Origin of the sequence: Salinisphaera aquimarina (genome assembly GCF_042643355.1) — a bacterium.
GTDB classification, from domain to species: Bacteria; Pseudomonadota; Gammaproteobacteria; order Nevskiales; family Salinisphaeraceae; genus Salinisphaera; species Salinisphaera aquimarina.
The window spans coordinates 419,414-444,509 of the sequence record NZ_JBHRSS010000001.1; the positions used below are offsets into that span (position 1 = coordinate 419,414).

At 64.7% G+C, this 25,096-nt stretch carries 24 protein-coding genes; 19 read left to right on the top strand and 5 right to left on the bottom strand.

The window, feature by feature from the left end:
- Positions 1–5 precede the first annotated feature (5 nt).
- The 6 genes from gmk to ACFOSU_RS01990 all read left to right on the top strand — a co-directional run bounded on the left by gmk (position 6) and on the right by ACFOSU_RS01990 (position 7,891).
- Positions 6–587, top strand: a complete 582-nt coding sequence (gene gmk / locus ACFOSU_RS01965) for a guanylate kinase (RefSeq protein WP_380685916.1) — start codon at positions 6–8, stop codon at positions 585–587.
- A gap of 69 nt (positions 588–656) precedes the next feature.
- Positions 657–971, top strand: a complete 315-nt coding sequence (rpoZ, locus tag ACFOSU_RS01970; protein WP_380685918.1) for a DNA-directed RNA polymerase subunit omega — start codon at positions 657–659, stop codon at positions 969–971.
- Between the two features lie 152 nt (positions 972–1,123).
- Complete coding sequence (locus ACFOSU_RS01975) at positions 1,124–3,286, top strand: RelA/SpoT family protein (protein WP_380685920.1); 2,163 nt, start codon at positions 1,124–1,126, stop codon at positions 3,284–3,286.
- Between the two features lie 75 nt (positions 3,287–3,361).
- On the top strand, positions 3,362–3,757 hold the full coding sequence (locus tag ACFOSU_RS01980; RefSeq protein WP_380685922.1) for a RidA family protein: 396 nt from the start codon (positions 3,362–3,364) through the stop codon (positions 3,755–3,757).
- A complete protein-coding gene (gene recG / locus ACFOSU_RS01985) occupies positions 3,735–5,879 on the top strand; it encodes an ATP-dependent DNA helicase RecG (RefSeq protein ID WP_380685924.1) in 2,145 nt (714 codons plus the stop codon). Before ACFOSU_RS01980 ends, recG begins: the two co-directional genes overlap by 23 nt.
- Positions 5,880–5,947: 68 nt before the next feature.
- The gene (locus ACFOSU_RS01990; RefSeq protein WP_380685926.1) at positions 5,948–7,891 is read left to right on the top strand and encodes a CASTOR/POLLUX-related putative ion channel; all 1,944 of its coding nucleotides are present in this window, start codon (positions 5,948–5,950) and stop codon (positions 7,889–7,891) included.
- A 10-nt stretch (positions 7,892–7,901) separates the two neighbouring features.
- On the opposite strand, the gene corA is transcribed toward ACFOSU_RS01990, so the two are convergent.
- Both corA and ACFOSU_RS02000 read right to left on the bottom strand, forming a co-directional pair.
- The gene (corA, locus tag ACFOSU_RS01995; RefSeq protein ID WP_380685928.1) at positions 7,902–8,987 is read right to left on the bottom strand and encodes a magnesium/cobalt transporter CorA; all 1,086 of its coding nucleotides are present in this window, start codon (positions 8,985–8,987) and stop codon (positions 7,902–7,904) included.
- A gap of 91 nt (positions 8,988–9,078) precedes the next feature.
- Positions 9,079–9,783, bottom strand: a complete 705-nt coding sequence (locus tag ACFOSU_RS02000) for a ComF family protein (RefSeq protein WP_380685930.1) — start codon at positions 9,781–9,783, stop codon at positions 9,079–9,081.
- A 67-nt stretch (positions 9,784–9,850) separates the two neighbouring features.
- Here ACFOSU_RS02000 and bioB point away from each other — a divergent pair, with 67 nt between their 5' ends.
- The 8 genes from bioB (at position 9,851) to ACFOSU_RS02040 (ending at position 18,469) form a co-directional block, all read left to right on the top strand.
- Positions 9,851–10,903 (top strand): biotin synthase BioB, encoded by a 1,053-nt coding sequence (bioB, locus tag ACFOSU_RS02005; RefSeq protein ID WP_380685932.1) that lies wholly within the window; start codon positions 9,851–9,853, stop codon positions 10,901–10,903.
- Positions 10,904–10,911: 8 nt separating this feature from the next.
- Positions 10,912–12,093 (top strand): 8-amino-7-oxononanoate synthase, encoded by a 1,182-nt coding sequence (gene bioF, locus ACFOSU_RS02010; protein WP_380685934.1) that lies wholly within the window; start codon positions 10,912–10,914, stop codon positions 12,091–12,093.
- A complete protein-coding gene (gene bioH, locus ACFOSU_RS02015; protein ID WP_380685936.1) occupies positions 12,090–12,875 on the top strand; it encodes a pimeloyl-ACP methyl ester esterase BioH in 786 nt (261 codons plus the stop codon). Before bioF ends, bioH begins: the two co-directional genes overlap by 4 nt.
- Positions 12,876–12,881: 6 nt before the next feature.
- On the top strand, positions 12,882–13,553 hold the full coding sequence (bioD, locus tag ACFOSU_RS02020) for a dethiobiotin synthase (protein WP_380685938.1): 672 nt from the start codon (positions 12,882–12,884) through the stop codon (positions 13,551–13,553).
- A gap of 87 nt (positions 13,554–13,640) precedes the next feature.
- On the top strand, positions 13,641–14,126 hold the full coding sequence (locus tag ACFOSU_RS02025) for a DUF2244 domain-containing protein (RefSeq protein ID WP_380685940.1): 486 nt from the start codon (positions 13,641–13,643) through the stop codon (positions 14,124–14,126).
- Between the two features lie 44 nt (positions 14,127–14,170).
- Positions 14,171–15,682 (top strand): cytochrome c oxidase subunit II, encoded by a 1,512-nt coding sequence (coxB, locus tag ACFOSU_RS02030; RefSeq protein WP_380685942.1) that lies wholly within the window; start codon positions 14,171–14,173, stop codon positions 15,680–15,682.
- Positions 15,683–15,717: 35 nt separating this feature from the next.
- Complete coding sequence (gene ctaD / locus ACFOSU_RS02035; RefSeq protein ID WP_380685944.1) at positions 15,718–17,349, top strand: cytochrome c oxidase subunit I; 1,632 nt, start codon at positions 15,718–15,720, stop codon at positions 17,347–17,349.
- Between the two features lie 244 nt (positions 17,350–17,593).
- Positions 17,594–18,469, top strand: a complete 876-nt coding sequence (locus tag ACFOSU_RS02040; RefSeq protein ID WP_380685946.1) for a cytochrome c oxidase subunit 3 — start codon at positions 17,594–17,596, stop codon at positions 18,467–18,469.
- A gap of 89 nt (positions 18,470–18,558) precedes the next feature.
- Here ACFOSU_RS02040 and ACFOSU_RS02045 read toward each other — a convergent pair whose 3' ends face one another.
- Positions 18,559–18,765 carry a twin transmembrane helix small protein gene (locus ACFOSU_RS02045; protein WP_380685948.1) on the bottom strand — a complete coding sequence of 69 codons (207 nt, stop codon included), beginning with the start codon at positions 18,763–18,765 and terminating at the stop codon, positions 18,559–18,561.
- On the opposite strand from ACFOSU_RS02045, the gene ACFOSU_RS02050 reads away from it, so the two are divergent.
- The 4 genes from ACFOSU_RS02050 to cyoE are packed head-to-tail and all read left to right on the top strand — an operon-like array spanning position 18,766 to position 22,014.
- The gene (locus tag ACFOSU_RS02050) at positions 18,766–19,506 is read left to right on the top strand and encodes an SURF1 family protein (protein WP_380685950.1); all 741 of its coding nucleotides are present in this window, start codon (positions 18,766–18,768) and stop codon (positions 19,504–19,506) included. It abuts the gene before it with no gap.
- On the top strand, positions 19,503–20,081 hold the full coding sequence (locus ACFOSU_RS02055; RefSeq protein WP_380685953.1) for an SCO family protein: 579 nt from the start codon (positions 19,503–19,505) through the stop codon (positions 20,079–20,081). Before ACFOSU_RS02050 ends, ACFOSU_RS02055 begins: the two co-directional genes overlap by 4 nt.
- Positions 20,082–20,093: 12 nt before the next feature.
- The gene (locus ACFOSU_RS02060) at positions 20,094–21,098 is read left to right on the top strand and encodes a COX15/CtaA family protein (RefSeq protein WP_380685955.1); all 1,005 of its coding nucleotides are present in this window, start codon (positions 20,094–20,096) and stop codon (positions 21,096–21,098) included.
- A complete protein-coding gene (gene cyoE, locus ACFOSU_RS02065) occupies positions 21,091–22,014 on the top strand; it encodes a heme o synthase (protein ID WP_380685957.1) in 924 nt (307 codons plus the stop codon). Before ACFOSU_RS02060 ends, cyoE begins: the two co-directional genes overlap by 8 nt.
- Here cyoE and ACFOSU_RS02070 read toward each other — a convergent pair.
- The gene (locus ACFOSU_RS02070; RefSeq protein WP_380685959.1) at positions 22,011–22,340 is read right to left on the bottom strand and encodes a YqcC family protein; all 330 of its coding nucleotides are present in this window, start codon (positions 22,338–22,340) and stop codon (positions 22,011–22,013) included. The genes cyoE and ACFOSU_RS02070 overlap by 4 nt on opposite strands.
- Positions 22,341–22,376: 36 nt before the next feature.
- The gene (locus tag ACFOSU_RS02075; protein WP_380685961.1) at positions 22,377–22,982 is read right to left on the bottom strand and encodes a transglycosylase SLT domain-containing protein; all 606 of its coding nucleotides are present in this window, start codon (positions 22,980–22,982) and stop codon (positions 22,377–22,379) included.
- 225 nt (positions 22,983–23,207) lie between these two features.
- Here ACFOSU_RS02075 and ACFOSU_RS02080 point away from each other — a divergent pair, with 225 nt between their 5' ends.
- Positions 23,208–25,040, top strand: a complete 1,833-nt coding sequence (locus tag ACFOSU_RS02080; RefSeq protein WP_380685963.1) for an assimilatory sulfite reductase (NADPH) flavoprotein subunit — start codon at positions 23,208–23,210, stop codon at positions 25,038–25,040.
- Positions 25,041–25,096: the final 56 nt, after the last annotated feature.

The following is a 25,096-nucleotide window of genomic DNA, read 5'->3' on the forward strand; positions in this document are numbered from 1 at the left end:
TGAGCGTGTCGACAAAACATACCCGCGGTCAGCTGTACGTCATTTCCGCGCCCTCGGGTGCGGGCAAGACCAGCCTGACCCATGCCCTGATCGAGCGTCTCGAACGCGTGGGTCGCCAGGCCCGTTTCTCGGTGTCCTACACCACGCGTGCCGCGCGCCCCGGCGAACAGGACGGTGTGGACTACCACTTCGTACCGATGGCCGATTTCCAGGCGATGATCGAGGCCGGGGCGTTTCTCGAATACGCCCAGGTGTTCGATCGCTACTACGGCACTTCGGCGGCCGAGACCGAACGCTGGATCGCGCACGGTCAGGATGTGGTGCTGGATATCGACTGGCAGGGGGCGAGACAGGTGCGCGAGCGCGCGCCCGACACCATCAGCATCTTCATCCGGCCGCCGTCGCGCGAGGAGCTCGAACGACGGCTGCGCGACCGGGCCTCGGACGATGATGCCGCCATCGCACGCCGGCTGGCCGAGGCGGACGACGAGATGGCGCGCGCGGACGAGTACGATTATCAGATCGTCAACGACAGTTTCGAGGATGCGCTCGCCGAACTCGAGCGTATTTTCCTGAAATCGACATAAACGCCTTGTGCACGGCGCGCAAGAGCCGGTAAACTACGCTGTTTACTAATCCCCCAGCGAGACCTAAGCATGGCACGAGTCACGGTCGAAGATTGTCTTGAGCATGTGAACAACAAGTTCGAACTGGCCACCATCGCGGCCAAGCGCGCGCGCCAGCTCGCCCGCGGCGCCAATGCGCGGTTGCCCTGGGAAGACGACAAGCCCACCGTGATGGCCCTGCGCGAGATCGCCGCGGGCGAGATCGATATCTCGATTCTGGACGAGCCGGACCTGCCGCCGATTTCCACGAGCATGGATACGCCGCGGCCCGCCGAGCCGACCGAAGACGAACTCGATATCGAGGCGGCCAAGAAAGCCAAAGCGGCCGACGACGCCGATATCTAGCGCTTGTCGACGCGTTCAGTTGCAAAAAGGCCGCTGTCTTCAGCGGCTTTTTTTATGCCCGCATGCGGTAGGTAAGGGCTTCGGCGTGTCCGCGCACGAGGTGGGTTGACGCTCCAGTCGTCAACCGGCCGGCTTCCCGGTAATCTGGAGGCATGGAACTGACCAGCGGATTCACCCGTATCCAGAGTCGTATCCGCACCTCGCGCATCTCACGCGAGTTCGGTATCGATACCCTGGCCGAACATCTGGAGAGCTATCTCCCGGAGCCGGCCATCGCGCGCGTGCGCGCCGCCTACGAGTTTGGCGAGCGCCAGCATCGCGGACAGTTCCGCAAGACCGGCGAGCCGTATATCTATCATCCGTTGGCGGTCGCCCGGATCCTGGCCGAGATGCGACTGGATGCGACCACGCTGATCGCCGCGATTCTGCACGACGTGATCGAGGATACCGACGCCGCGCGCGATGAGGTCGCGGCGCGTTTCGGCAAGGAAGTGGCCAATCTCGTCGATGGCGTGTCCAAGCTCGACAGGGCCCAGTTCCACAGCCGCGAACAGGCTACCGCCGAGAGTTTTCGCAAGCTGATGCTGGCCATGACCCACGACCTGCGGGTCATCATGGTGAAGCTGGCCGACCGGCTGCATAACATGCGCACGCTCGAGGGCATGACCGCCGCCAAGCGGGCCCTGATCGCCAAGGAGACACTGGATATCTATGCGCCGATCGCCCGACGCCTGGGTATCAACAGCATGCGCGTCGAACTTGAGGAGCTCGGCTTCGCCAATCTCTACCCCCAGCGTTACGCGGTGCTGCAACGCGCCAGCCGTTCGATCACCGGCGACCGCCGCAGCTTGCTGCGCGAGATCGAGGAGACGTTGTCGCGCGGGCTGGCGGCCGAAGGCATCGGCGCCAACGTCAAGGGACGGCGCAAGAATCTCTACAGCATCTATCGCAAGATGCGCGAAAAGCACCGCCGTTTTCTCGACGTGTTCGATCTCTACGGCGTGCGCGTGATCGTCGATTCGGTGGACGACTGCTACCGGGCGCTGGGCATCGTGCATCATCAGTACCGGCCGATCACCGAGCAGTTCAACGATTTCATCGCCAATCCGAAACTCAACGGCTATCAGTCGTTGCACACCACGGTCATGGCCCGCGGCGGGATCAAGTTCGAGGTCCAGATCCGGACCCGCGAAATGGACCAGATCGCCGAGAGCGGCATCGCCGCGCACTGGCAGTACAAGCTGGGCGAACGGGTCGGCAAGCTCGGCAATCTCGACGCCGAGGAATGGCTCGGCCATCTCACCGAAATGCACGTCGGCGAAGCCGATTCGCTGACCTTCGTCGACGATCTGCGCATGGATCTGTTCCCGGACGAGGTCTATGTGTTCACGCCCAAGGGCAAGATCATACGGCTGGCGCGGGGATCGACCTGTGTCGATTTCGCCTATGCGGTGCATACCGAGCTGGGTGATCGCTGTGTCGCGGCTCGCGTCGACGGGCATCTGGCGCCGCTCAACAGTCAGCTCGAGTCGGGGCAGACCGTCGACGTCATAACCGCCAAGCACGCCCGGCCCAACGCCGCCTGGCTGCATTTCCTCAAGACCGCGAAAGCCCGCAACGGCGTACGCAATTTTCTCAAGAACCAGCGCGCCGACAAGGCTGAACGCCTGGGGCAGCGCCTGCTCGACAAATCCCTCAGCGATCTGGGACTGTCGCTGCGGCGTCTGTCGCGCACCGATATCGACCGCGGCCTGTCCGAGATGGACGAGCCCAGCCTGCCGGCGTTGTATGCCGCGATCGGGCTGGGCAAGAGGCTGGCGCCGCTGGTGGCCCGGCATTTTCTGTCCGGCGACGCACCGATCGCCAAGGGCCGGCGCGCCAAGCCTCTGGCTGTCGAAGGCACGGAAGGTCTGGTGGTCGAGTTTGCCAAATGCTGTCATCCGGTACCGGGCGACGCCATCCACGGCCAGGCGAGCATGGGCCGGGGCCTGGTCGTGCATCGTTTCGGCTGTGCCTATTCGCGGCGCAAGGGCGCCTCGGCGGACCGGGTGGAGCTGACCTGGGCCGACAACGTCAGCGGCGAATACAACGTCGAGTTGCGTGTGACCGCCAGCAACAAGCGAGGCCTGTTGGCGACGCTGACCGCCAAGTTCGCCGATTCCGACTGCAATATCGAGAACATCACCTTCCCCGAACGCAGCGGCGCATTGATCACCATCCGGTTTCTCGTCGGCGTGCACGATCGCCATCATCTGGCCAGCGTTATCCGCCGCCTGCGTCGGGTAGCGGCGGTGGAGCGGGTCGAGCGCTGCTGAGTGTTTTCAGGGCGGGCTGCTCGACCGGTGGCCGCTGTGTGACAATAACGGGCTGATTCCCAAGGCCGACACGCAATGATTAAACCGATCAGCCATCAGATCATCGAGACCAAGGAGGCACCGGGCGCAATCGGTGCCTATTCGCAGGCCGTCAAGGCCGGCAATACCCTCTATATCTCGGGTCAGATCCCGCTCGACCCGGCCACCGGCGATCTCGTCGATGGCGATATCGAAGCCCAGATCGAGCGTGTGTTCGACAATCTCGCGGCGGTGGCCAAGGCCGCCGGTACCACGCTGGCTCATGTGGTCAAGTTCACGATCTATCTCACCGATATGGCCGACTTTGCCGCGGTCAACACGGTGATGCAGGCGCGGCTCGACGCGCCGTATCCGGCTCGTGCCGCCGTCGGTGTAGCCGCGCTGCCCAAGGGTGCACGCGTCGAGGCCGATGCCATCCTCGTCCTCGGGTAGGCGCGCCGGCGCGGCACCTGCCGCACCGCGAGCACTGCGTGCCGGTGATCCCTGCAGCCGTCTGAGCGGCGTCGGCCCGAAGCTGGTCGACAAGCTGGCGGGGCTAGGCATCGAGCGCATCGGCGACGTGCTGCTGCACCGGCCGCTGCGTTACGAGGACCGTAGCCGCATCACGCCGGTTGCCGAGTTGCCGTGGCAATCCGGCCCGGCGCTGGCGGTGGTGCGCGTGGAGGCCTCGGAAGTGCGCCACGGCCGCCGCCGCAGCCTGCTGGTGACCGCCAGTGATGGCGCGGCGCGGCTGTGGCTGCGGTTTTTCCATTTCGCACCGTCGCAGCAGGCGCAGATGAGCGCGGGTACCTGGCTGCGCATATTCGGCGAACCCCGCCCCGGCGTCTACGGCGTGGAAATGGTGCATCCCGAATATCAGGTGGTCGCCGACGCGGCGGCGGGGCAGGCGATCACGCCGGAACTGCGCGCGGTCTATCCGACCACCAGCGGCGTGACCCAGCCACGGCTGCGGGACATGGTCGATCAGGCGCTCGCACAGCTGCAACGGCCCGAGTTCTGGCCGCCGGCGCTGCCGGCAGATCTGGAGCGCGAGATCGCGGGAAAGACCGGCCCGATCAGCGCGCAGCAGGCGTTGCACACCATTCACCGGCCGACGCCGAATGACGATCTGGGCGCGCTCATCGAGGGCAATCATCCGGCTGTGACCCGGCTCGCCTTCGAGGAACTGCTGGGCCATCAACTGGGCCTGCGTTCGCGCCGGCGCCAGATCAAGACCGAGCGCGCGCCGGCGCTGGGCGATGCCGGGCGTGGTCTGGCGCCGTTGTTCGAGCAGCTCGGCTTCGCGCCTACGAACGCCCAGCGCCGCGTGATCGGCGAGATTCTGGCCGACATGGCCGCGAGCGCGCCGATGCTGCGCCTGATCCAGGGCGATGTCGGCTCGGGCAAGACCGTGGTTGCGGCCGCGGCGGTGCTCACCACGGTGGAGAACGGCTGGCAGGCCGCCTTTATGGCGCCAACCGAACTGCTCGCCGAGCAGCATTACACGAGTCTCGCCGGCTGGCTGGAACCGCTGGGCCTGACGGTCTGGCTGATCACCGGCAAGCGCAAGCGTGACGACGCCCAGCTGGCCGCGATCGAGGCCGGTACGCCGGGCGTGGCTATCGGCACCCATGCGCTGTTTCAGGATGCGCTGACATTCGGCCGCCTGGGCCTGTGCGTGATCGACGAACAACACCGTTTTGGCGTCAACCAGCGGCTGGCGCTGCGCAACAAGGTCGCGCGCCGCGGCTTCACCGCCCACCAGCTGATCATGACCGCCACCCCCATTCCCCGCACGCTGGCGATGAGCGCCTATGCCGACCTGGATACGTCGGTGATCGATGAACTGCCGCCGGGGCGCACGCCGGTGGTGACGGTGGCGGTGCCCAATACGCGCCGCGACGAGGTGGTCGAGCGCATCGGTCGGGCGGTGGCCGCGGGCCGTCAAGTCTACTGGGTGTGCACCCTCATCGAAACCAGCGACAAGCTCGAGGCCCAGGCCGCCGAAGCCGCCGCGGAGGCGTTGTCGGTGGCGCTGCCCGGTGTACGGGTGACGCTTGCGCACGGGCGCATGCGCGCCGCGGACAAGCAGGGCGCGATGGCGGCGTTCAAGAGCGGCGAGATCGATGTGCTGGTCGCGACCACCGTGATCGAGGTGGGCGTGGACGTGCCTAACGCCTCGCTGATGATCATCGAAAACGCGGAACGGCTGGGGCTGGCGCAGTTGCATCAGCTGCGCGGCCGGGTCGGGCGTGGTCGGGTCGAAAGCCACTGCGTGCTACTTTATCAACCGCCCTTGTCGGATACCGCGCGCCGGCGGCTGTCGGTGTTGCGCGAGACCGGCGACGGCTTCGCCATCGCCCGTGCCGACCTGGAGTTGCGCGGACCGGGCGAAGTGCTGGGCACTCGCCAGACCGGTGCGGCCACGTTCCGCATTGCCGATCTGATGCGTGATGGCGACTGGGTCGAGCGCGCGTTGACGGTAGCCGACGATGTGCTGGCCTATCATCCGCGCGAGGCAGAAATACTCATCGAGCGCTGGGCCAGTGCCGGCGGCGCCTATGCCCGTGTATGAATTCGGCGTCCGGGGCGCGACCGGCCGTGCCCGGTCAGGCCGCGCGGGCAGCATTTAAGGGAGAGGGCATGAATCTGGTCACGCGTATCCGAAATCTGGGGCAGTTCCAGCTTGAGCAGTTCATCCTGCGCGGCGCCCTGTCCCGACTCATGGTGATCGCGCTGGCGATGGTGCTTATCGCCGGCGGCGCCGGGCTGCTCGTGTATACGGCAACGCCGACGCCTTCCGAGGCCTATCCCGACGCCGGCTCGGCGGTCTGGTGGGCGTTTCTGCGCCTGACCGACTCCGGCTATCTGGGCGACGACGAGGGCGCGCTGCTGCGCACCGTGTCGACCATCCTCACCGTGCTTGGCGTGGTGCTGTTCGTGGGCGCGCTGATCGCGACCATGACCCAGTGGCTCAACGACACCATCGAGACGCTGGAGGCGGGCTACACGCCGATCGCACAGAACAATCACGTGTTGATCCTGGGCTGGAACAACCGCACGGCGAGCATGGTCGAGGATCTGGTCGAGTCGGAAGGGCGGGTGGCGCGTTTTCTCAGTCGTCATGGCGGCCGGCGGCTGCGTATCGTCATCCTCGCCGAGCGCGTGTCGCCGGCATTGATGCAGGAGATCAAGGACAAGCTCGGCCGGCGCTTCGATTCGCGGCGGATCACGCTGCGCTCGGGCACCCCGCTACGCGTCGAGCATCTGCGGCGGGTGGATTATCTGCATGCCGCGGTGATTCTGCTGCCGACCCGTGAATTCGACGCCGACGGCTCGCCCGACGAGTTGACCATCAAGGCGCTGATGAGCGCCGCCCATTCCGACGACGAGGTCGAGCCGCAGGATCTGCCGCTGGTGGTCGCGGAAATATTCGACGCCGATCGTCTGGAAACTGCGCGTCGGGCGTATCCCGGGCCGGCCGAGTTCATCGGCACGCCGCTGATCATCAGCCGGCTGCTGGTGCAGAACGCACGTCATCCCGGACTGTCCTGGATCTACAACGAGCTGCTCGGCGGGCACGGCAACCAGATCTTCGTGCGCAAGTGTCCGGAACTCGCCGGCCAGCGCATGATCGATGTCGCGGCTTGCTTCGAGGACGCGATCCTGCTGGGTATCGCGCGCAACGGCGAATTGCAGCCGCTGTATGCCGACAACGCCGATACCGTGACCGAGAATGATCCGCTGGCGTTCATCGCCGCCGATTTCGACGACTGCAAGCCCACCCGAGATGCCCAGGCTGACGAACAGGGCCGCGCACGGCCGCCGTTTCACAGCGACTCGCCGCTAAGAAACCGGCGCGTGCTCGTACTGGGATGGAATCAGAAGCTGCCGTCGCTACTGGCCGAGTTCGATGCCTACGAGCGTGAATCGGTGGAGGTCGACGTATTTTCGCTGCTAAGCATCGGCGAGCGCGAGACGACGCTGCTGCGCAAGGGCGTACAGCTCGATCATGCCCGCGTGAACCAGCTGGAGGGCGATCTGACCTCGCACTACGAGGTCGGGCTGCTCGATGTGGCCAGCTACGACAGCATCATTCTGGTGGCCAGCGACTGGCTGGGCTCGGCGGACGCCGCCGATGCGCGCATGCTGCTGGGGTATCTGGTGCTGTCCCGTCTGCTCGAGGACGTGGCCAACCCGCCGCGCTTGGTCGTCGAGACGATGTCGACGGACAACGCGAAACTGTTCGATGTCGCCAACGTGGAGCGTCTGGTCTCGCCGGATCTGCAGGCGAGCATGCTCACCCAGGTGGCGCTCAGGCGCGAACTGCACTGGGTCATGGAAGAACTGTTCGGTGCCGGCGGGGCGGAGGTCGAGTTTCGAGACGTGACCGCGCTCGGCCTGGCCGGCGCGTCCAGAAGTTTCGAGGCCATGCGACTCGAACGCGCAGCCTATGGAGAGGTGTTGCTGGGCACCCTGGCCGATGCCACCGGCGCCGCGCCCCGTCTGCGGCTGAACCCCCACGACAAGCAGGCGCTGCTGGAGCTGGCCGACGGCGACGAACTGGTGGTGCTCGCGGTGGCGTGAGCTGCGTCGGTCATAGCCAGCGTCGCCGTCGGAAATACAAGAACATGCCCAGGACCAGCACCGCCATGACGCCGATCACGGCTGGATAACCGAAGCGCCAACCCAGCTCCGGCATGTTCCAGGGGCTGCGGGTGTCGAAGTTCATGCCATAGACGCCGGCAATGAACGACAGCGGCATGAAGACGGTCGCGATCAGCGTGAGCATGCGCATGATCTCGTTGAGCCGGGTCGACGCCAGCGACAGATAGGTGTCCAGCAACGAGCCAGCGGTTTCGTAATAGCCTTCGGCCAGGTCGAGCACACGCCTGGCGTGGTCTTCCGCATCCCGGAAATAGGGCCGGTTGTCCGCATGGATCAGGTCGTGGTCGAGGCCGATCCAGTGCAGCAGCATCTCGCTCTGGCTGCGCAATACCTTCTTCATGCCGATCAGCCGTCGGCGCATGGCATGGATCACCTCGATCATGTCGCGGTTCGTGTTGTCGAAAATCTCGTCTTCCAATTCCTCGAGGCGGTCGTTGTAGCCGGCCAGCACCTCGAAGCTGGTGTCGACCACCACATCGGCCAGGCAGTAGGCGAGATAGTCCGATTCGGCGTGGGCGATGCGTCCCTGTGCTTCGTGAATACGATTGCGCACCGGCGCGAACACGTCGTGCGTGCCGGCATGAAAGCTGAGCACGAAATCCTCGCCCACGAACAGGCTGACCTGCTGAAACAGGCACTCGTGCTCGCGGGTGAACGGCAGCGCCATCGAAGCGAACACGCTGTAGCGATAGGCATCGAGTTTGGGGCGCTGGCCGTGGTTGAGCACGTCTTCCAGGGCCAGCGGATGCAGATGATAGGCCTCGCCCAGACGCGCCAGGTCGGCGGCCGGGACGTCGCCCTCGAAGTGCAGCCAGGTCAGGCGATGATCCTCCTGGGACGGGACCGTGAGCGCGGCGTCGAGATCGGTCTCGGTACGCTCGCGGGTATCGGCGTCACCGCCGAAATCCATGCGATAGATGGTGAGCGCGCCGACACGTGCGTCCGGTTCGGGATCGATCAGCGCGCCGGGGCGCACACCGACCCGGGGGGGGCGGCCGAGCAGATAATGCAGCATCAGCGTTCTCTTGAGTCGAGAAATTAAAGGGTTGCGTCGAGTAAAGCCCAGTCGCGGCCGCGCCTGCAAGCGGGCGCCGGCCATCGCCGATTCAGGCGCGCCCCACGCAATACAGGTCGACGCGTGCGGCCCCGGCCGTGCGCAGGCAGCGCGCCACCGCCAGTGCGGTCTGGCCGGTGGTGACCACATCGTCGACGATGGCGACATGCCTTCCGGCAAGCGATCCGTGGCAGACGAACGCACGGCGCACGTTAGCCGCCCGCCGGTCGGCGCTGAGCGTGCTCTGGGCCACGGTATCGCGAACGCGCTCGACGAGTCCGCTTGCCACCGGCCGCCGTTGTACGCGCGCGATGCGACGCGCCAGCCGCTCCGACTGATTGAAGCCGCGGCGTCGATAGCCGCTCGGGTGAAGCGGTACCGGCACGAGCATCTCCGGCGCGTCGAGGCCGGCATGAACAACACGCTCGGCGAGCAGGTCACCGAGCAGGCGTGCATGCGCCAGCCGGCCGTCGAACTTCAGGCGCGTGATCAGCCAGCGTATCGGCTGGTCGTAGGCAAACGCGGCGAGCGCCCGATCGAAACGTGGTTGCCGGGCACAGCGATGACAACGGGTGATACCGACCGTGCCTGTCAGCGGCAGGGCGCAGTGGACGCAGGCATGGGTGAGCCACGGCAACTCCTGCTCGCAATCGCCACACAGTTCACGGGCCAGCGACGCCGGCGCCCGGCACAGCACGCAGCGCGGGCCCAGCAGTTGTGTTTGTACAGAAGTTAACCATCGGTAAATGAATGGCATATTTTCAGGTTGACAGCCGCGTGCGTCTGACAAAAGCTGGTCGTGAAATCCACGCTCCGATTCTGCCATGACCGATTCTCCGGGCACCGCCGCGCTGCGCCACGACTGGCGCCACGACGAAGTGGCCGCGCTGTTCGCGCTGCCGTTCACCGATCTGATCTATCGGGCCCAGAGCGCGCACCGCGCGCATTTCGATGCCAATGCGGTGCAATTGTCGACGCTGATGTCGATCAAGACCGGCGCCTGTCCGGAAGATTGTGCCTACTGCCCGCAGAGCGTGCGTTTCGATACCGGTCTCGAGCGCGAGGCGCTGCTGCCGCTGGAACAGGTGCGCGATGCGGCCCAGCGCGCGCGTGCCGCGGGTGCGACGCGTTTCTGCATGGGCGCGGCCTGGCGCAGCCCCAAGGATCGGGATCTGGAGAAGGTCATCGACATGGTTCAGGCGGTCAAGGACGAAGGCCTGGAGACCTGTGTGACCCTGGGCATGCTCAAGGCCCAGCAGGCACAGAAGCTCAAGGCTGCCGGACTGGATTACTACAATCACAATCTGGACACTTCGCCCGAGTATTACGAAGACATCATCACCACGCGTACCTATGACGACCGGCTGGATACGCTGGGTCACGTGCGCGACGCAGGGCTGAAAGTCTGCTGTGGCGGCATTGTCGGCATGGGCGAATCGCCCATGGACCGCGCCGAGCTGCTGCGCCAGCTGGCCAATCTGCCCGAGCATCCGCAGAGCGTGCCGATCAACAATCTGGTGCAGGTCGAAGGCACGCCACTGCACGGCGTCGACCCGATCGACGAACTCGATTTCGTGCGCACGATCGCGGTCGCCAAGATCATGATGCCGGCCTCCTATGTGCGTCTGTCCGCGGGCCGGGAGGATATGTCGGAAGCGGTGCAGACACTGTGTTTTCTGGCCGGTGCCAACTCGATCTTTTACGGCGACCAGTTGCTGACCACGGCCAATCCGGCTCATTTGAAGGATCTGGCCCTGCTCGACAAGCTCGGCATGGCCCCGGAAGCCTCGCCCAAGTACAGCAATATCCAGGCCGCTGCCGCGCCCAGTGCCGAACACGCGCCGCAGGGTGAAGCGCGCACCGCCAGCGCCGGCTGAACGAGCCGATGTCGCTGGTCGAGCATTGCCGCGCGCGGGTCGCGGACATCCGGGCCGCCGAGCGTTTTCGGCGGCGGCGGGTGATCGGCGGCGCGCACGGGCCGGAAGTCGTGGCCGACGATCAGCGCTGCATCAATTTCTGCAGCAACGATTATCTGGGGCTGGCCGCGCACCCAGCGTTGGCCGAACGCATGGCGCGTGCCGCAGCCCGTGTCGGCACCGGCAGTGCGGCGTCGCAGCTGGTCACCGGCCACAACGCCGAACACGCAGCTCTGGAGGCCGAGCTGGCCGACTGGGTAGGGCGCGAGCGCGCGTTGCTGTTCGCTACCGGCTATGCCGCCAACGTCGGCGTGGTCAGTGCCTTGACGGGCAAGGACGATCATATCGTTGCCGATGCGCTCAACCACGCATCCCTCATCGACGGCGCTCGGCTTTCGGGGGCGGCCAAACATGTCTATGCGCACGGCGATGCAACGGCCGCCGGCCAGCGGCTGGCCGATTGCGCGGGCGGGCACAGATTGCTGCTCACCGACAGCGTGTTCTCCATGGACGGCGATACTGCGCCGCTGGCCGCACTTGCCGATCTGGCGGCGCACCACGACGCCTGGCTGGCGGTCGACGATGCCCACGGCCTCGGCGTGTTCGGCCCCGAGGGCGCCGGCCGCGTGGCCGAGGCCGGGCTGGACAGCGCTCGCGTGCCGATTCTGCTGGCCACGCTGGGCAAGTCGGTGGGCGCGGCGGGGGCGTTCGTGGCTGGCGATCACGACGTCATCGAGGCCATCCTGCAGACCGCGCGTTCGCTGATCTTCTCTACCGCGCCGCCGCCCGCGGTCGCCGCCGCGGCCCGTGAAGGCGTGGCCATGGCACGTGCGGGCGACGACCGACGCGTGCGGCTGATGGCATTGATCGCGCGTTTTCGCGCGGGGGCGGCGCAGCTCGGTCTGCCGCTGGGCGACTCCGACAGCCCGATTCAGCCGCTGATAGTGGGCGACGAGGCACGCGCGCTGGCGCTCAGTGATGCATTGCTCGAGCGCGGCTATCTGGTCGGGGCGATCCGGCCGCCCACGGTGGCGCCGGGTACGTCCCGATTGCGGGTGACGCTGACCGCCGGCCACAGTCGCGATCAGGTCGACGGCCTGCTCGACGCCCTGGCGCGGGCCGTGGACGACATTCGCTGCGTGAGCGCATGACGTTGACCGTGACGAGCCGGGGCAGCGGCCCGGATGTCGTGTTCCTGCACGGCTGGGGGCTGTCGTCGCGTATCTGGCAGCCCCTGGCCGATCGCCTCGCGCCGACGTTGCGCTGTCATCTCGTGGATCTGCCCGGCCATGGCCAGAGCCCGGACGGTTACGCCGGGCTCAACAACTGGGTGGACGCGGTCGCCGAGACGGTCGATAGGGCCGTCGACGGGCCGGCGGTCTATGTCGGATGGTCGCTGGGCGGGCTGGTCTCGCTCGGCATGGCCGCGCGCCACCCGCAGCGGCTGCGCGCGACAGCGCTGATCGCGGCACTCCCGCGCATGGTGCGCGCGCCGGACTGGCCGTGGGGATTGAAGTCCAACGCCATCGAGGCCACGCGGCGCGGACTCGCCGAGGATTTCGCCACCACGCTGAGCGAGTTTCTCATGCAGCAGGTCCTGGGCGAGCCGGGCGCGGCGCGTGCCGTGCGCAGCCTGCGTAACGATCTGATCGACCGGCCGCCCAAGCGCGACGGACTCGAACGCGGCCTGGATATTCTCTTCGAGGCGGATTTTCGCCCCGCGCTGCCCGACCTGCGCGTGCCGAGTCTGTGGGTCGGCGGCGCGCGCGATCGCATGGCGCATCCCGACGGTATGGCCTGGGCCAGCGAACAGGCGCCCGACGGTGAGCACTGGCGCGTCGAGCGCGCCGCGCACGCGCCGTTCATCTCGCATGAAAAACGGGTCGCCGATCGCATCCGTGCGTTTGTCGATGCGCTCGACGCGGGCGCTTGACCGGCAATGACGGCGACCACGCTTTTCGTAACCGGTACCGACACCGGTGTTGGCAAGACCCGCATTTCAGTCGCTTTGCTGCAGGGGCTGCGCGCAGCCGGTCATCGCGCGGTGGGTTACAAGCCGATCGCCAGCGGCTGTGAGCGCAGCGGCGACGGCCTGCGCAACGACGATGCGCTCGCCCTGCAGGCCGCGAGCACGCCCGGCTGGGGCTATGACGCGATCAACCCCTATGCGTTCGCGCCGCCGATCGCCCCGCATATCGCGGCCGCGGACGCCGGTGTCGTGGTCGATCCCGCGGTGCTCGATGCGGGCCATGCGCAGCTTGCCGCTAACAGCGACTGGGTGATCGTCGAGGGCGCGGGTGGCTGGCATGTGCCGCTGTCGTCGACGCTGGATTTCGCCGACTGGGTAAGCGCGGCCCGCTGGCCGGTACTGTTGGTCGTGGGCATGCGGCTCGGCTGTGTGAACCACGCCATCCTCAGCGCGCGGGCGATCGCTGCCGGCACGACGCTGGCAGGGTGGATCGCCAATACGCTGCCGCCGCTGCAGCCGCGCATCGAAGCCAATATCGAGTGCCTGGAACAGCGGATCGCGGCGCCTTTGCGGGCGCGGGTTCCAATCGATCCGCCGGCTGAACTGGGCCTGAATCCCGAGCCGTGGATTGTGCGTAGATAGGGCTTATGCGAACAGGCTATCGATGCGATAACTGTTTGCCAGCACAACAGTGCTTCGCATAAACTCTCGGCCGGAGGACACGGCGGGATGTCGAGCCGACTGGAAACCAATGAACACGTGCGACGATTGGTGATTGCGCCCAACGGGTCGCTTTCGGTCGCCCAGGCACAGTGGTTTTTCGTGGGGATGTGCGCTGTGTCGTTTGGTATCGCGGGGTTCATGACCGTATTCGGACTTTGGTTGATCTGGCCCTTCGCCGGGCTGGAAATGGCTGCGCTCGGAGCTGGGCTTTATGTGAGCCTTCGTGATAACGGATATCGTGAAGTGGTATCGGTTTACGATGATCGGATCGAGGTCGAAGCGGGTCTCAATGAGCCGCAGCGACGCTGGGAGTTTCCGCGGCTGCTCACGCAGGTGCGTTTGAGTCCGGGGCAGCGCCTCAACAGCCCGTCCAGGCTGCTGGTGACGCGCCACGGGCATGGGTGTGAGCTCGGACGCTGCCTGACGGATGAGGAGCGCGCCGAAGTCGCCGAACGGCTCAAGGCGTGGGTGACTGCGCCGCGGCTGACGTGAAGCCACGCACGCCGGCTGCGAATGGTGTTTTACAGAGAGTGACTATGAATAAAATCAGTATTCTGTCTCGATCGGGCCTGGTGGCGCTGGGCGCGTTGGCGATGTCGCCCGCGCATGCCGCCTGGACCCTCAACATGAACGAGGGCGTGACCGATCTGACCAAGGAAATCTTTGGTCTGCACATGCTGATTTTCTGGATCTGCGTGGTCATCGGCATCGGCGTGTTCGGCGCGATGCTTTATTCGGTCATCGTGCATCGCAAGTCGCGCGGTTTCGAAGCGGCGCATTTTCACGAGTCCACGGTGGTCGAGATCGCCTGGACCATTATCCCGTTTGTCATTCTCATCGCGGTGGCGATCCCTACCGCGGGCACGCTGCTCAAGGTCGAAGACAGCAGCAATCCGGACATGACGATCCGGGTGACCGGCTATCAGTGGCTGTGGCAATACGACTACGTCGATACCGACGTCAATTTCTTCAGCCGGCTGGATCGCAAGAGCGACCAGGCCCGCCAGCTCAACTCGGGCATTGACCCTTCCACGGTCGACAATTATCTGCGCGACGTCGACAACCCGATGGTTGTTCCGGTTAACAAGAAGGTCCGTTTGCTGCTGACTTCGGGCGACGTGATCCATTCCTGGTGGGTACAGGATCTGGGCGGCAAGAAGGACGCCATCCCCGGCTACATCAACGACATGTGGTTCAAGGCCAACAAGACCGGCATCTATCGCGGCCAGTGCGCCGAGCTGTGCGGTCGTGGGCATGCTTTCATGCCGATCGTGGTCAAGGTCGTCTCCGACGCCGACTACAAGAAGTGGGTCGCGCAGCAGGGCGGCAAGAGCGACGCCGATTCCACGCTGGCCAAGGGCCAGCCCAGCGGCGCGGACGCCGATCAGCAGGCGCAGTCGCAGACATCGGCACAGGAAACACCGACCGAGGGCAACGCTACCGAATCGCGCACCGAGGACAAGGCCAGCGTGAATGACCAGGCCGCCAAGGACGATCTCGTCGGCCAGGGCACCAAGGCCGGCGGCGGCGAGCCCGAAGCCGCCAAGCAGGATTCCGGCAAGCAGGACGCTGCCGGCGACCAGCAGCCGGACGCGGCTGGTCAGGACAGCGGTGCTTCGGATTCGGATAGTCAGAACCAGAATCAGGGCGACCAAAGTCAGGACGATCAGAACCAGGCTGACTCGGATCAGAGCGATCAGGGTGCCGCGCAGGGTGCGTCCGCCGCGGGCGGCGCCGGCGAAATGTCCAAGGACGAATTGATGACGCAGGGCAAGGAGGTTTACGGCAGCCTCTGCGCGGCGTGCCATCAGCCCGACGGCAAGGGTATGCCGGCCGCCGGCTTCCCGGCCTTGAGTGGCAGTGCCGTGGCGACCGGGCCGATTCCGGCGCATATCAAGCAGGTTCTCAACGGCAAGAACGTGATGCCGCCGTACAAGAGCGAGCTGGACGACAAGCAGATTGCCGCCGTCGTGACCTACGAGCGGAATGCGTTCGGTAACGAAACCGGCGACGTGGTGCAGCCTTCCCAGGTTGCCGAGCAGCGATAACACAAGCCCCGTCAACGGCGGCTTAGGAGTTTTTGATGAGCACTGTCAATCCGACTCATTCCCACGATCATCACGATGACCATCACCATGGGCCGGTTACGCTGGCCGACGGTGTATGGCCGTGGATGAAACGCTGGATCGGCACCACGAACCACAAGGATCTGGGTACCCTGTACCTGATCTTCTCGTTCACGATGCTGTTCATCGGCGGCCTGATGTCGCTGGTGATTCGCGCCGAACTGTTCGCGCCGGGCATCCAGTTCGTGGATCCGGGCTTCTACAACGAGATGATCACCCTGCATGCGCTGGTGATGATCTTCGGCGGCATCATGCCGGCCTTCGTCGGTCTGGCGAACTGGATGGTGCCGATGATGATCGGCGCATCGGATCTGGCGTTGCCGCGCGTGAACAACTGGGGCTTCTGGATTCTGCCGTTCGCGTTTTCCATGCTGCTGGGCACGCTGTTCGTATCCGGCGGCGCGCCGGCCGGCGGCTGGACCATGTACCCGCCGCTGGTTATGCAGACGGGTAATGCGCTACCGCTCATGGTGTTCGCCATTCATATGGCCGGTATCTCGTCGATCACCGGCGCGATCAATATCGTTGTCACCATCCTGAACATGCGCGCGCCGGACATGCCGCTGCTCAAGATGCCGCTGTTCGTATGGACCTGGCTGATTACCGCCTATCTGCTGATCGCGGTCATGCCGGTGCTCGCCGGCGCGGTGACCATGCTGCTGACCGATCATTTCTTCGGTACGACCTTCTTCGATGCCGCCGGTGGCGGCGACCCGGTGCTGTTCCAGCATATCTTCTGGTTCTTCGGGCATCCCGAGGTCTACATCATGATTCTGCCGGCCTTCGGCATTGTCTCGACCATCATTCCGACCTTCGCGCGCAAGCCGCTGTTCGGGCATGACTCGATGGTCTACGCCGTGGCCTCGATCGCGTTCCTGAGCTTCATCGTGTGGGCGCATCACATGTTCACGGTCGGCATGCCGGTCTCGGCCGAACTGTTCTTCATGTTCGCGACCATGCTCATCGCCGTACCCACGGGCGTGAAGGTGTTCAACTGGGTCGCCACGATGTGGCGCGGGTCGATGACCTTCGAAACGCCCATGCTGTTCGCGATCGCCTTTGTCGTACTGTTCACCATCGGCGGCTTCTCGGGCCTGATGCTGGCGCTGACCCCGGTGGATTTCCAGTATCACGACTCCTACTTCGTGGTCGCGCATTTCCACTATGTGCTGGTGCCCGGCGCGGTGTTCTCGATCATCGCTGCCATCTACTACTGGATTCCCAAGTGGACCGGCGTGATGTATAGCGAGAAGCTCGGCCAGTTCCATTTCTGGTGGAGCGCGGTCTGGATCAACGTGCTGTTCTTCCCGCAGCATTTCCTGGGCCTGGCCGGCATGCCGCGCCGTATTCCGGATTACGCCACCCAGTTCACCGACTTCAACATGGTGTCGTCTGTGGGTGCGTTCATGTTCTTCATCGGGCAGTTCGTGTTCATCTACAACATGATCCAGTGCATGCGCCGTTCCGGCCAGAAAGCCACCGGCCGGGTATGGGAAGGCGCGCGCGGCCTGGAATGGACGGTCGATTCGCCGGCGCCGTATCACACCTTCGAACTGCCGCCCAAGATCGACCCGCGGGAAATGGCGTAAGCCGGGGCGGTGCAGATCATGTCACCCGGCAAGAAGAACGCGCTGCTTGCGCTCGCCCTGGGCGGGATCGCGGTCGGCATCTATGTCGCTTTTTTCTTCGAGATGGCGGCGCGCTAGTCTAGACGGGCCGGGTTGTCGACGCCGACAGCCCGGCCCGCCGATTCGCCCGATGGCGAACTGCCAGAAATAGCCGGCCCGTTTGTGGTCGGGCACGGTTAGGATCAAGAGCAAGGGATTACTGCTTATGGCCACGCACACCAGCGCACATAAATACTACGTACCGGACCAGTCGTCGTGGCCGTTCATGCTGACCCTGGCGCTCGTCCTGACGCTGGGCAGCACTGCTTTCTGGCTCAACGGGCACAACGTCATTGCCCCGTACCTGGCTGCCATCGGTCTGGCGGCGCTGCTGGTGATGGTGTTCATCTGGTTCCGCGACGTGGTCCATGAAAACCTGGGTGGCGTCTACGGCCATCAGGAAGACATGACCTTTCGCTGGGCGATGAGCTGGTTCATCTTCTCGGAGGTGATGTTCTTCGCGGCCTTCTTCGGCGCGTTGTTCTATACCCGCATGATTGCCTTGCCTTGGCTCAACGGCGAAGGCGAGAAGTTCTTCACCAACATGTACCTGTGGCCGAGCTTCGAAGGCGTCTGGCCGACCAACGGTCCGGGCCATGTCGGCGGCGACTTCGAGACCGTCAACGCCTGGCATCTGCCGTTGATCAATACGGTGCTGCTGCTGACGTCATCGGTAACGGTCACCTGGGCGCACTGGGGCCTCAAGGAAGATAATCGTTTCAAGCTCTGCCTGGGGCTGTTCCTGACGGCGGCGCTGGGTGGGACCTTCCTCTATTTCCAGGCCGTCGAATATATCGAGGCCTACGAGCATCTGGGTCTGACCCTGGGCTCGGGCATCTACGGCTCGACCTTCTTCCTGCTCACGGGTTTTCACGGCATGCACGTGACCCTGGGCACGTTGATGCTGACCATCATCCTGCTGCGCTGCCTGAAGGGGCACTTCAGCTCCCACGATCATTTCGGCTTCGAGGCGGTCGCCTGGTACTGGCATTTCGTGGATGTGGTCTGGCTCGGGCTATTCGTCTTCGTCTATATCCTCTGACGATATCGTTGTCCTGGTTCGCCGCACGAGTACGTGCGGCGAACTTCATCCGTCTTGTCGGGTCGAAACGTCGCGAGGCGCCGGGCTGTTCAACGGCCCAGGTTGTGCGGATGCACGATGCCGGTGAGATAGCCCAGAAACAGCAGTCCGATCAGCACGAACGAGAGCACGATACGCCAGGTCAGTGCCTTGACCACGCGTTGCGTATCGCCGGTGTCGCGTACGAGAAACACCAGCCCTGATCCCAGGGCCACGAGTATGGCGATCAGGAAGGCGACGATGAATAGTTTGATCATATGCGAGTAGGGCGCTATCGGTTTGCGCCACCTTGGTGGGGTGTGGTCGTGCTGGTGCTGGTTGCCGGCGCCCTTTGCAGTCTGGGGATCTGGCAGATCGATCGCGGCGAGAGCAAGCAAATCATGCTAGCGCAGCAAAAGGCGGCCGGCAAAGCCGCACCCCTGTCGTTCTCGAGTGCGGCCACCGACGCGCCAGCGCAGACGCCGGCCTATGGTCACAGATATACGGTAGCCGGCCGGGTGGATGCAGGGCACCAGATCCTGCTCGATAATCAGGTCTTCGATCAGCGCGTCGGTTACCGGGTGTGGACGCCGATCATCCAGGCAGACGGGCGCCGCGTACTGGTAGATCGAGGCTGGGTGTCACTGAGTGCCGGCGGGCGCAATCAGCCGCCGACACCGCGGGCGCCCAAGGGGCATGTCGAGATGACCGGCCTGTGGCGCGGTCTACCGGAACCCGGTCTGCGTCTGGGCGCGGATCAGGCCTGTGATGCCACCGGCTGGCCGCGCGTTCTCAATTATCCGGAGATCGCATCGGTGCGCTGTCAGTACACCGGCCCGGTCGCCGACGGGCTGCTGTTGCTCGACGAGCGTGATACCCGCGGTTTCCCCCGCAACTGGCAACTCGGGCTCACGCGCATGCCGCCGATTCGTCATTTCGGCTATGCCGCGCAGTGGTTTGCCATGGCTGCCGCGGTCGCCGTCATTTTTCTGGTCGTCAACCTCAAGCGAATCCGATGAAAACACAATCTCTTGCCCGTCTGAAGATGCTGGGCGTATTCATGATCTTCCTCGGGCCGCTCGCGCTGGCGTATCTGATGTACTACGGCCTGTCCTACGGCGGCGCCGTACGCACCAACGACGGCCAACTGGTCAGCCCGGCACAGCCGTTACCCGATATCGCCCTCAGCGATGGCGACGGCAACAGCGTGCCCAGCGGGCAGATACTCGAACAGAAATGGACGATTCTCCAGGTCGCCGGCGAGGGTTGTGGCGATGCCTGTCGCAAGAGCCTGGACGAGACCCGCCAGATCCGTGCCCTGCTGCATCGCCGTGCCGCGCGCGTGCAGCGTGTTCTCATCGTCGACGGGGCCCAGCCGCTGCCTGACCTCGATGCGCAGCCGGATCTGTCCGTCTATCAGGGCGACACCGCGCAGATGAGCGCCCTGTTCGATGCCCAGCAGGCCGACAAGCCGGGCATGGTCTATCTCGTCGATCCGCTGGGCAACTGGATGCTCTACTACCCGCCCGGCGGCGACGGCAGTGCCTTGTTCAAGGACATCAAGCACCTGCTCAAACTGTCTCATATCGGCTAGAGGCCGGCCGCGATGACCCGTTTCCAACTGAATCTGCTCACCCTCTGTCTGGCCTTCGTGGTGATCACCCTGGGCGCGTTCGTGCGTCTGTCCGACGCCGGCCTGGGGTGCCCCGACTGGCCGGGCTGCTATGGCCATCTCGACGTGCCCACGGCGCAGGCGGACGTGGCCGCGGCCAACGAACGCTTTGCCCAGCGCCCGGTCGAGGCGCACAAGGCCTGGAAGGAGATGATCCACCGATACGCGGCGGGCACGCTGGGCCTGCTGATCCTCGCCATGGCGCTGGCAGCCCTCAAGCGCAGCGACAATCCGCATCAGCAACGCGTGCTGCCATGGGTACTGGTGGTGCTGGTGATGTTTCAGGCGTTGCTGGGCATGTGGACGGTCACGCTTCTGCTCAAGCCGTTGATCGTCACCGGTCATCTGCTCGGCGGCATGGCCACCTTCGCCTTGCTCGGCTGGTGTCTGTACAGACAGGGCAATCTGTTCAGCGGCTGGCGCGTCCGTGCCCGCGCCGGCTTGCGTTTCGCCGCCGGTGGCGCGCTGCTGTTGCTGATCTGCCAGATATTTCTCGGCGCCTGGACCTCGACCAACTATGCGGCGCTGGCCTGCCCGGATTTCCCTACCTGCCAGACCTATTGGTGGCCGGCGACCGACTTCGGCAAGGCCTTCACGCTCTGGCACGGCCTTGGGATCAACTACGAGTACGGCATTCTCGACAGCGTGCCGCGCGCCACCATCCACTGGGTTCATCGCCTGGGCGCGGTGGTGATCACGCTGGTGATGGTCACGCTGGCGGCGCTGCTGTGGGCACAGGCGCGGGCGGATACGCGCTGGCGCGGCATGGCCGTCACCCTGCTGGCGGCGTTGGCGCTGCAGGTGAGCCTGGGTATTTCGGTGGTCGTGTTTCATCTGCCGCTGCCGGTGGCGGTGGCCCACAACGGCGGGGCGGCCCTGTTACTATTGACGCTTATGGCGATCAATCATGCAGTGTGGAGAGCGCAGGACCATGTCTAGCGGGACAGGATCTGGCGTCGCGGTCGCGCGATCGGCGATCTCGCAGCGACTCAACGATTACTACGAGCTGTGCAAGCCGCGCGTGGTGTTGCTGATCGTATTCACGGCGATGGTCGGCATGTTCCTGGCGACGCCGGGCATGGTGCCGATTGATGCACTGCTGTTCGGCACGCTCGGCATCGGCCTGATGGCCGCCTCGGCGGCCGCGGTCAACCAGATGCTCGATCGCAAGGCCGACGGGCGCATGGCGCGCACGCGCGGACGGCCACTGGTCACCGGCCATCTCGACATGGGGCAGTCGGTGCGTTTCGCGCTGGCCATCGGCGTGGCCGGCATGCTGGTGCTGCTGTTTATGGTCAACGCGCTCACCGCCTGGCTGACGCTGGTCACGCTGATCGGCTATGCCGGTGTATATACGGTCTATCTCAAACGCGCGACGCCGCAGAATATCGTCATCGGCGGCGCAGCCGGTGCGGCACCGCCGGTGCTCGGCTGGGCCGCGGTCACGGGCACGGTCGACGCCGACGCGCTGATCCTGTTTCTGATCATCTTCATCTGGACACCGCCGCATTTCTGGGCGCTGGCAATCGAGCGCCACCGCGAATACGCGGAAGTCGACATTCCCATGCTGCCGGTCACCCACGGGCTGGAATACACGCGCACGCAGGTGCTGCTCTACACGGTGCTGCTGTTTCTGGTCTCGTTGCTGCCGTTCGCCAGCGGCATGAGCGGCCCGCTGTATCTGGTCAGCGCCATCGGCCTGTCGGGCTGGTTTCTGGTCTATGCGGTGCGGCTCAAGTACTGGCCGAAACCGGGGCTGGCCATGCGCACCTTCGGCTACTCGATTCTGTATCTGATGGCGATCTTCACCGCGCTGCTGGTCGATCACTACGTGCCGGTGGTTTTCGGCAGCTAGACCCGAGGATTGCCGCCGATCAGCGCGTCAAAGCGCTGAAGATGGGCGACCAGTTCCGATTTGCCCAGGCGCTCCTCGAGCGCTTCCTCGGCCAGTGGCGCGATCGCACTGGCCGTCGGCAGTGCGCCATTATCCTCGATCAGAGCGCGTATTCGCGGCAGAAACACGAATTGCAGCCACTCGCTGAACGCCAGCGTATCGGCACAGAAAGGCGTGCGGCTGGCCATCGCCGCCGGTGTGGGCACGTGGTCATGCCAGAAATCGGCATCGCGCATCGCCTGCTCGATGCCCAGCACGATATCTGCGGCTTCGTGAAGTCGTTGCATTGGGAAAGCTCCCGGGTCATCGAGGATGGGTTGAACCTAGAACGGCCACCACCAGTGGCCGGGATTCTCGAGGTCGGCGCGGCAACGCTGCAACTGCTGCGAATAGCGACCGGCACGCGCGTCCACACGGCCGGCGGTTCGCAGCAGCCAGGGCTTGGCCTTGTAGGTGCCACGGCGATAGCCGGCCTGACCTTCGTGGTAGGCCAGATACTGGCTGTAGGTATCCCATTTGGAAATACCCAGGGTGGCCGCGCTCTTGGCGACATACCAGCCGACGAAATCGGTGGCATCGGAAAAATCGTCGCGATCGGCCCAGCTGTTGCTGCTATCGCGCTTGTACCAGTCCCAGGTGCTGTCTAGCGCCTGGGTGTAGCCATAGGCCGAGGTGATATGCGTCCAGGGAATGATCCAGAGCAGGCGTTTGCGGGGCGGCCGCGCATCGCCGACGAAGCGTGATTCCTGATAGATGATCGCCATCTGCACCTGGATCGGCGCGCCCCAGCGCTTGAAGGCGTCGTTGGCGTCATCGAACCAGCCGTCTTTTTCGTAGAAGATATCGCAGACGTTATCGGTCGCGCGCGGCGGGGCGGTGGCGCAGCCGGACAGAACGGCCACGAACAGAAGCAGGCAATAGCGAAGCATGCGACAAAGCCTAGCAAAACTTGACCCATGGGTTTCGGTTGGCCTGCCGCGGGTGGCGGGTGCGCTATACTATGCGCCGCGCAGCGCGGCACACCGCGTCCACGCCAAGACACGTCATACAGAAACGTTATAAGAAAATAAAAAAATAGACGTTTTCATATGAACGTGCGCCCGCTAACCTGCGGCGCGCATGCAGGTGAATACCCGAAACAGCCCGGACCGTTGATGAAGTCATCTCCCATCCAAGATCATACGAGCCCGCTCAACGCGCAACAGGCGCAGCAGCTCACCGCACTCATCGAAACGCTCACGCCGATGCAGGTGACGTGGATCAGTGGCTATCTGTCCGGCATCAACGCCGCCAGCGCCACCGGTGAGGTGGCGCCGCCGCAGGCCGCGCCCGCGGCGCAGGCCGTTACCAGCGAGCCGTTGACGATTCTCTACGGCTCGCAGACGGGCAACGCCGAGGATATCGCCGAGCAGCTCAAGGAGCGCGCCGAGGCGGCCGGCCTGAGCGTGAACGTCTACGACATGCTCGACTACAAGCCGAAGGACCTCAAGAAGGAACAGAACGTCATCGTCTGCGTGTCCACGCACGGCGAGGGCGATCCGCCCGACAACGCCGAAGAACTGCATGCCTTCATCTTCGGCAAGAAAGCGCCGAAGCTCGACGGTCTGCGGTTTTCGGTACTCGCTTTCGGCGATACCAGCTACGAGCATTTCTGCCAGACCGGCAAGGACTTCGACACACAGCTGGAGAAGCTCGGCGGCGAACGCGTCGCCGATCGCGTCGATCTCGACGTGGATTTCGACGACGCCGCCGAAGCCTGGATCGAGGACGTGGTCAAGGTGTTCGGCGACACCCTCGGTGGCACCGGCGAACAGCCGCATCCCACGGTTACGGCCATGCCCGGCGCCGCGGCTGCGCCGGCGCAATCGACCTATTCGCGCAAGAATCCCTACAGCGCCGAAGTGCTCGATAACATCGTGCTCAACGGGCGCGGCTCGGACAAGGAAGTCCATCATATCGAGCTCGATACCGAAGAGTCGGGTCTGGTCTGGGAGCCGGGCGATTCGCTGGGCATCATTCCGGAGAACGACCCGGCCGTGGTCGAGGAACTCATTGCCGCGCTCAAGCTGTCGGGCGACGAGCAGGTCACCGGCATCGACGGCGAGGTCAGCCTCGAACACGCGCTCACCCATCAGTACGAGATCACCACGCTGACGCGTCCGTTCGTGGAGAAATACGCGACCCAGGCTCAGACCGACGCCCTCGACAAGCTGCTGGCCGAAGATCAGCGCGAAGCGTTGACGGAATACATGGACGGCCGCTTCATCGTCGATCTGGTCGAGGATTTTCCGATTTCAGGGCTGACCGGCGCGGACTTTGTGCGTCTGCTGCGCAAGCTGCCGCCGCGTCTGTATTCGATTGCCTCCAGCTATGCGGCCAATCCGGACGAGGTGCATCTGACCGTCGCCGCGGTACGCTACGAGACGCATGGCCGGCCGCGCCACGGCGTGGCCTCGGTCCAGCTGGCCGATCGCAGCGATGATGCCAAGCTGCCGATCTATATCGACAGCAACAAGAACTTCAAACTGCCGAGCGACGACGCCGCGCCGATCATCATGATCGGACCCGGCACCGGCGTGGCCCCGTTCCGGGCCTTCATGGAAGAGCGCGAGGAACGCGACGCCGCCGGTGACAACTGGCTGTTCTTCGGCGCCCAGCATTTTCTCACCGATTTCTATTATCAGACCGACTGGCTGCGCTGGCGCAAGGACGGCCTGCTGACCCGCATGGACGCTGCCTTCTCGCGTGACCAGGAAGAAAAGGTCTATGTGCAGGACCGAATCCGCGCGGCCGGCAAGGATGTCTACGACTGGATCGAGCGCGGTGCCACGATCTATGTCTGTGGCGACGCCAATGCCATGGCCCATGACGTGCACGAAGCTCTGCTCGAACTGCTGGGCGAGCACGGCGGCATGGACGCCGAGGCGGCCGCGGGCCATCTCAAGCAGATGCAGAAAGACAAGCGGTACCAGCGCGACGTCTATTGATCGCGTCGTGTTTCGACGCCAGATTCATCGATAGCGCCATCCGCTGACCCACCGAA

What these genes read in the sequence shown, in the direction of transcription:
- rpoZ (WP_380685918.1), top strand. Translation starts at nt 657, where the DNA reads ATGGCACGAGTCACGGTCGAAGATTGTCTTGAGCATGTGAACAACAAG.
- ACFOSU_RS01975 (WP_380685920.1), top strand. Translation starts at nt 1,124, where the DNA reads ATGGAACTGACCAGCGGATTCACCCGTATCCAGAGTCGTATCCGCACC.
- ACFOSU_RS01980 (WP_380685922.1), top strand. Translation starts at nt 3,362, where the DNA reads ATGATTAAACCGATCAGCCATCAGATCATCGAGACCAAGGAGGCACCG.
- recG (WP_380685924.1), top strand. Translation starts at nt 3,735, where the DNA reads ATGCCATCCTCGTCCTCGGGTAGGCGCGCCGGCGCGGCACCTGCCGCA.
- ACFOSU_RS01990 (WP_380685926.1), top strand. Translation starts at nt 5,948, where the DNA reads ATGAATCTGGTCACGCGTATCCGAAATCTGGGGCAGTTCCAGCTTGAG.
- corA (WP_380685928.1), bottom strand. Translation starts at nt 8,987, where the DNA reads ATGCTGCATTATCTGCTCGGCCGCCCCCCCCGGGTCGGTGTGCGCCCC.
- ACFOSU_RS02000 (WP_380685930.1), bottom strand. Translation starts at nt 9,783, where the DNA reads ATGCCATTCATTTACCGATGGTTAACTTCTGTACAAACACAACTGCTG.
- bioB (WP_380685932.1), top strand. Translation starts at nt 9,851, where the DNA reads ATGACCGATTCTCCGGGCACCGCCGCGCTGCGCCACGACTGGCGCCAC.
- bioF (WP_380685934.1), top strand. Translation starts at nt 10,912, where the DNA reads ATGTCGCTGGTCGAGCATTGCCGCGCGCGGGTCGCGGACATCCGGGCC.
- bioH (WP_380685936.1), top strand. Translation starts at nt 12,090, where the DNA reads ATGACGTTGACCGTGACGAGCCGGGGCAGCGGCCCGGATGTCGTGTTC.
- bioD (WP_380685938.1), top strand. Translation starts at nt 12,882, where the DNA reads ATGACGGCGACCACGCTTTTCGTAACCGGTACCGACACCGGTGTTGGC.
- ACFOSU_RS02025 (WP_380685940.1), top strand. Translation starts at nt 13,641, where the DNA reads ATGTCGAGCCGACTGGAAACCAATGAACACGTGCGACGATTGGTGATT.
- coxB (WP_380685942.1), top strand. Translation starts at nt 14,171, where the DNA reads ATGAATAAAATCAGTATTCTGTCTCGATCGGGCCTGGTGGCGCTGGGC.
- ctaD (WP_380685944.1), top strand. Translation starts at nt 15,718, where the DNA reads ATGAGCACTGTCAATCCGACTCATTCCCACGATCATCACGATGACCAT.
- ACFOSU_RS02040 (WP_380685946.1), top strand. Translation starts at nt 17,594, where the DNA reads ATGGCCACGCACACCAGCGCACATAAATACTACGTACCGGACCAGTCG.
- ACFOSU_RS02045 (WP_380685948.1), bottom strand. Translation starts at nt 18,765, where the DNA reads ATGATCAAACTATTCATCGTCGCCTTCCTGATCGCCATACTCGTGGCC.
- ACFOSU_RS02050 (WP_380685950.1), top strand. Translation starts at nt 18,766, where the DNA reads ATGCGAGTAGGGCGCTATCGGTTTGCGCCACCTTGGTGGGGTGTGGTC.
- ACFOSU_RS02055 (WP_380685953.1), top strand. Translation starts at nt 19,503, where the DNA reads ATGAAAACACAATCTCTTGCCCGTCTGAAGATGCTGGGCGTATTCATG.
- ACFOSU_RS02060 (WP_380685955.1), top strand. Translation starts at nt 20,094, where the DNA reads ATGACCCGTTTCCAACTGAATCTGCTCACCCTCTGTCTGGCCTTCGTG.
- cyoE (WP_380685957.1), top strand. Translation starts at nt 21,091, where the DNA reads ATGTCTAGCGGGACAGGATCTGGCGTCGCGGTCGCGCGATCGGCGATC.
- ACFOSU_RS02070 (WP_380685959.1), bottom strand. Translation starts at nt 22,340, where the DNA reads ATGCAACGACTTCACGAAGCCGCAGATATCGTGCTGGGCATCGAGCAG.
- ACFOSU_RS02075 (WP_380685961.1), bottom strand. Translation starts at nt 22,982, where the DNA reads ATGCTTCGCTATTGCCTGCTTCTGTTCGTGGCCGTTCTGTCCGGCTGC.
- ACFOSU_RS02080 (WP_380685963.1), top strand. Translation starts at nt 23,208, where the DNA reads ATGAAGTCATCTCCCATCCAAGATCATACGAGCCCGCTCAACGCGCAA.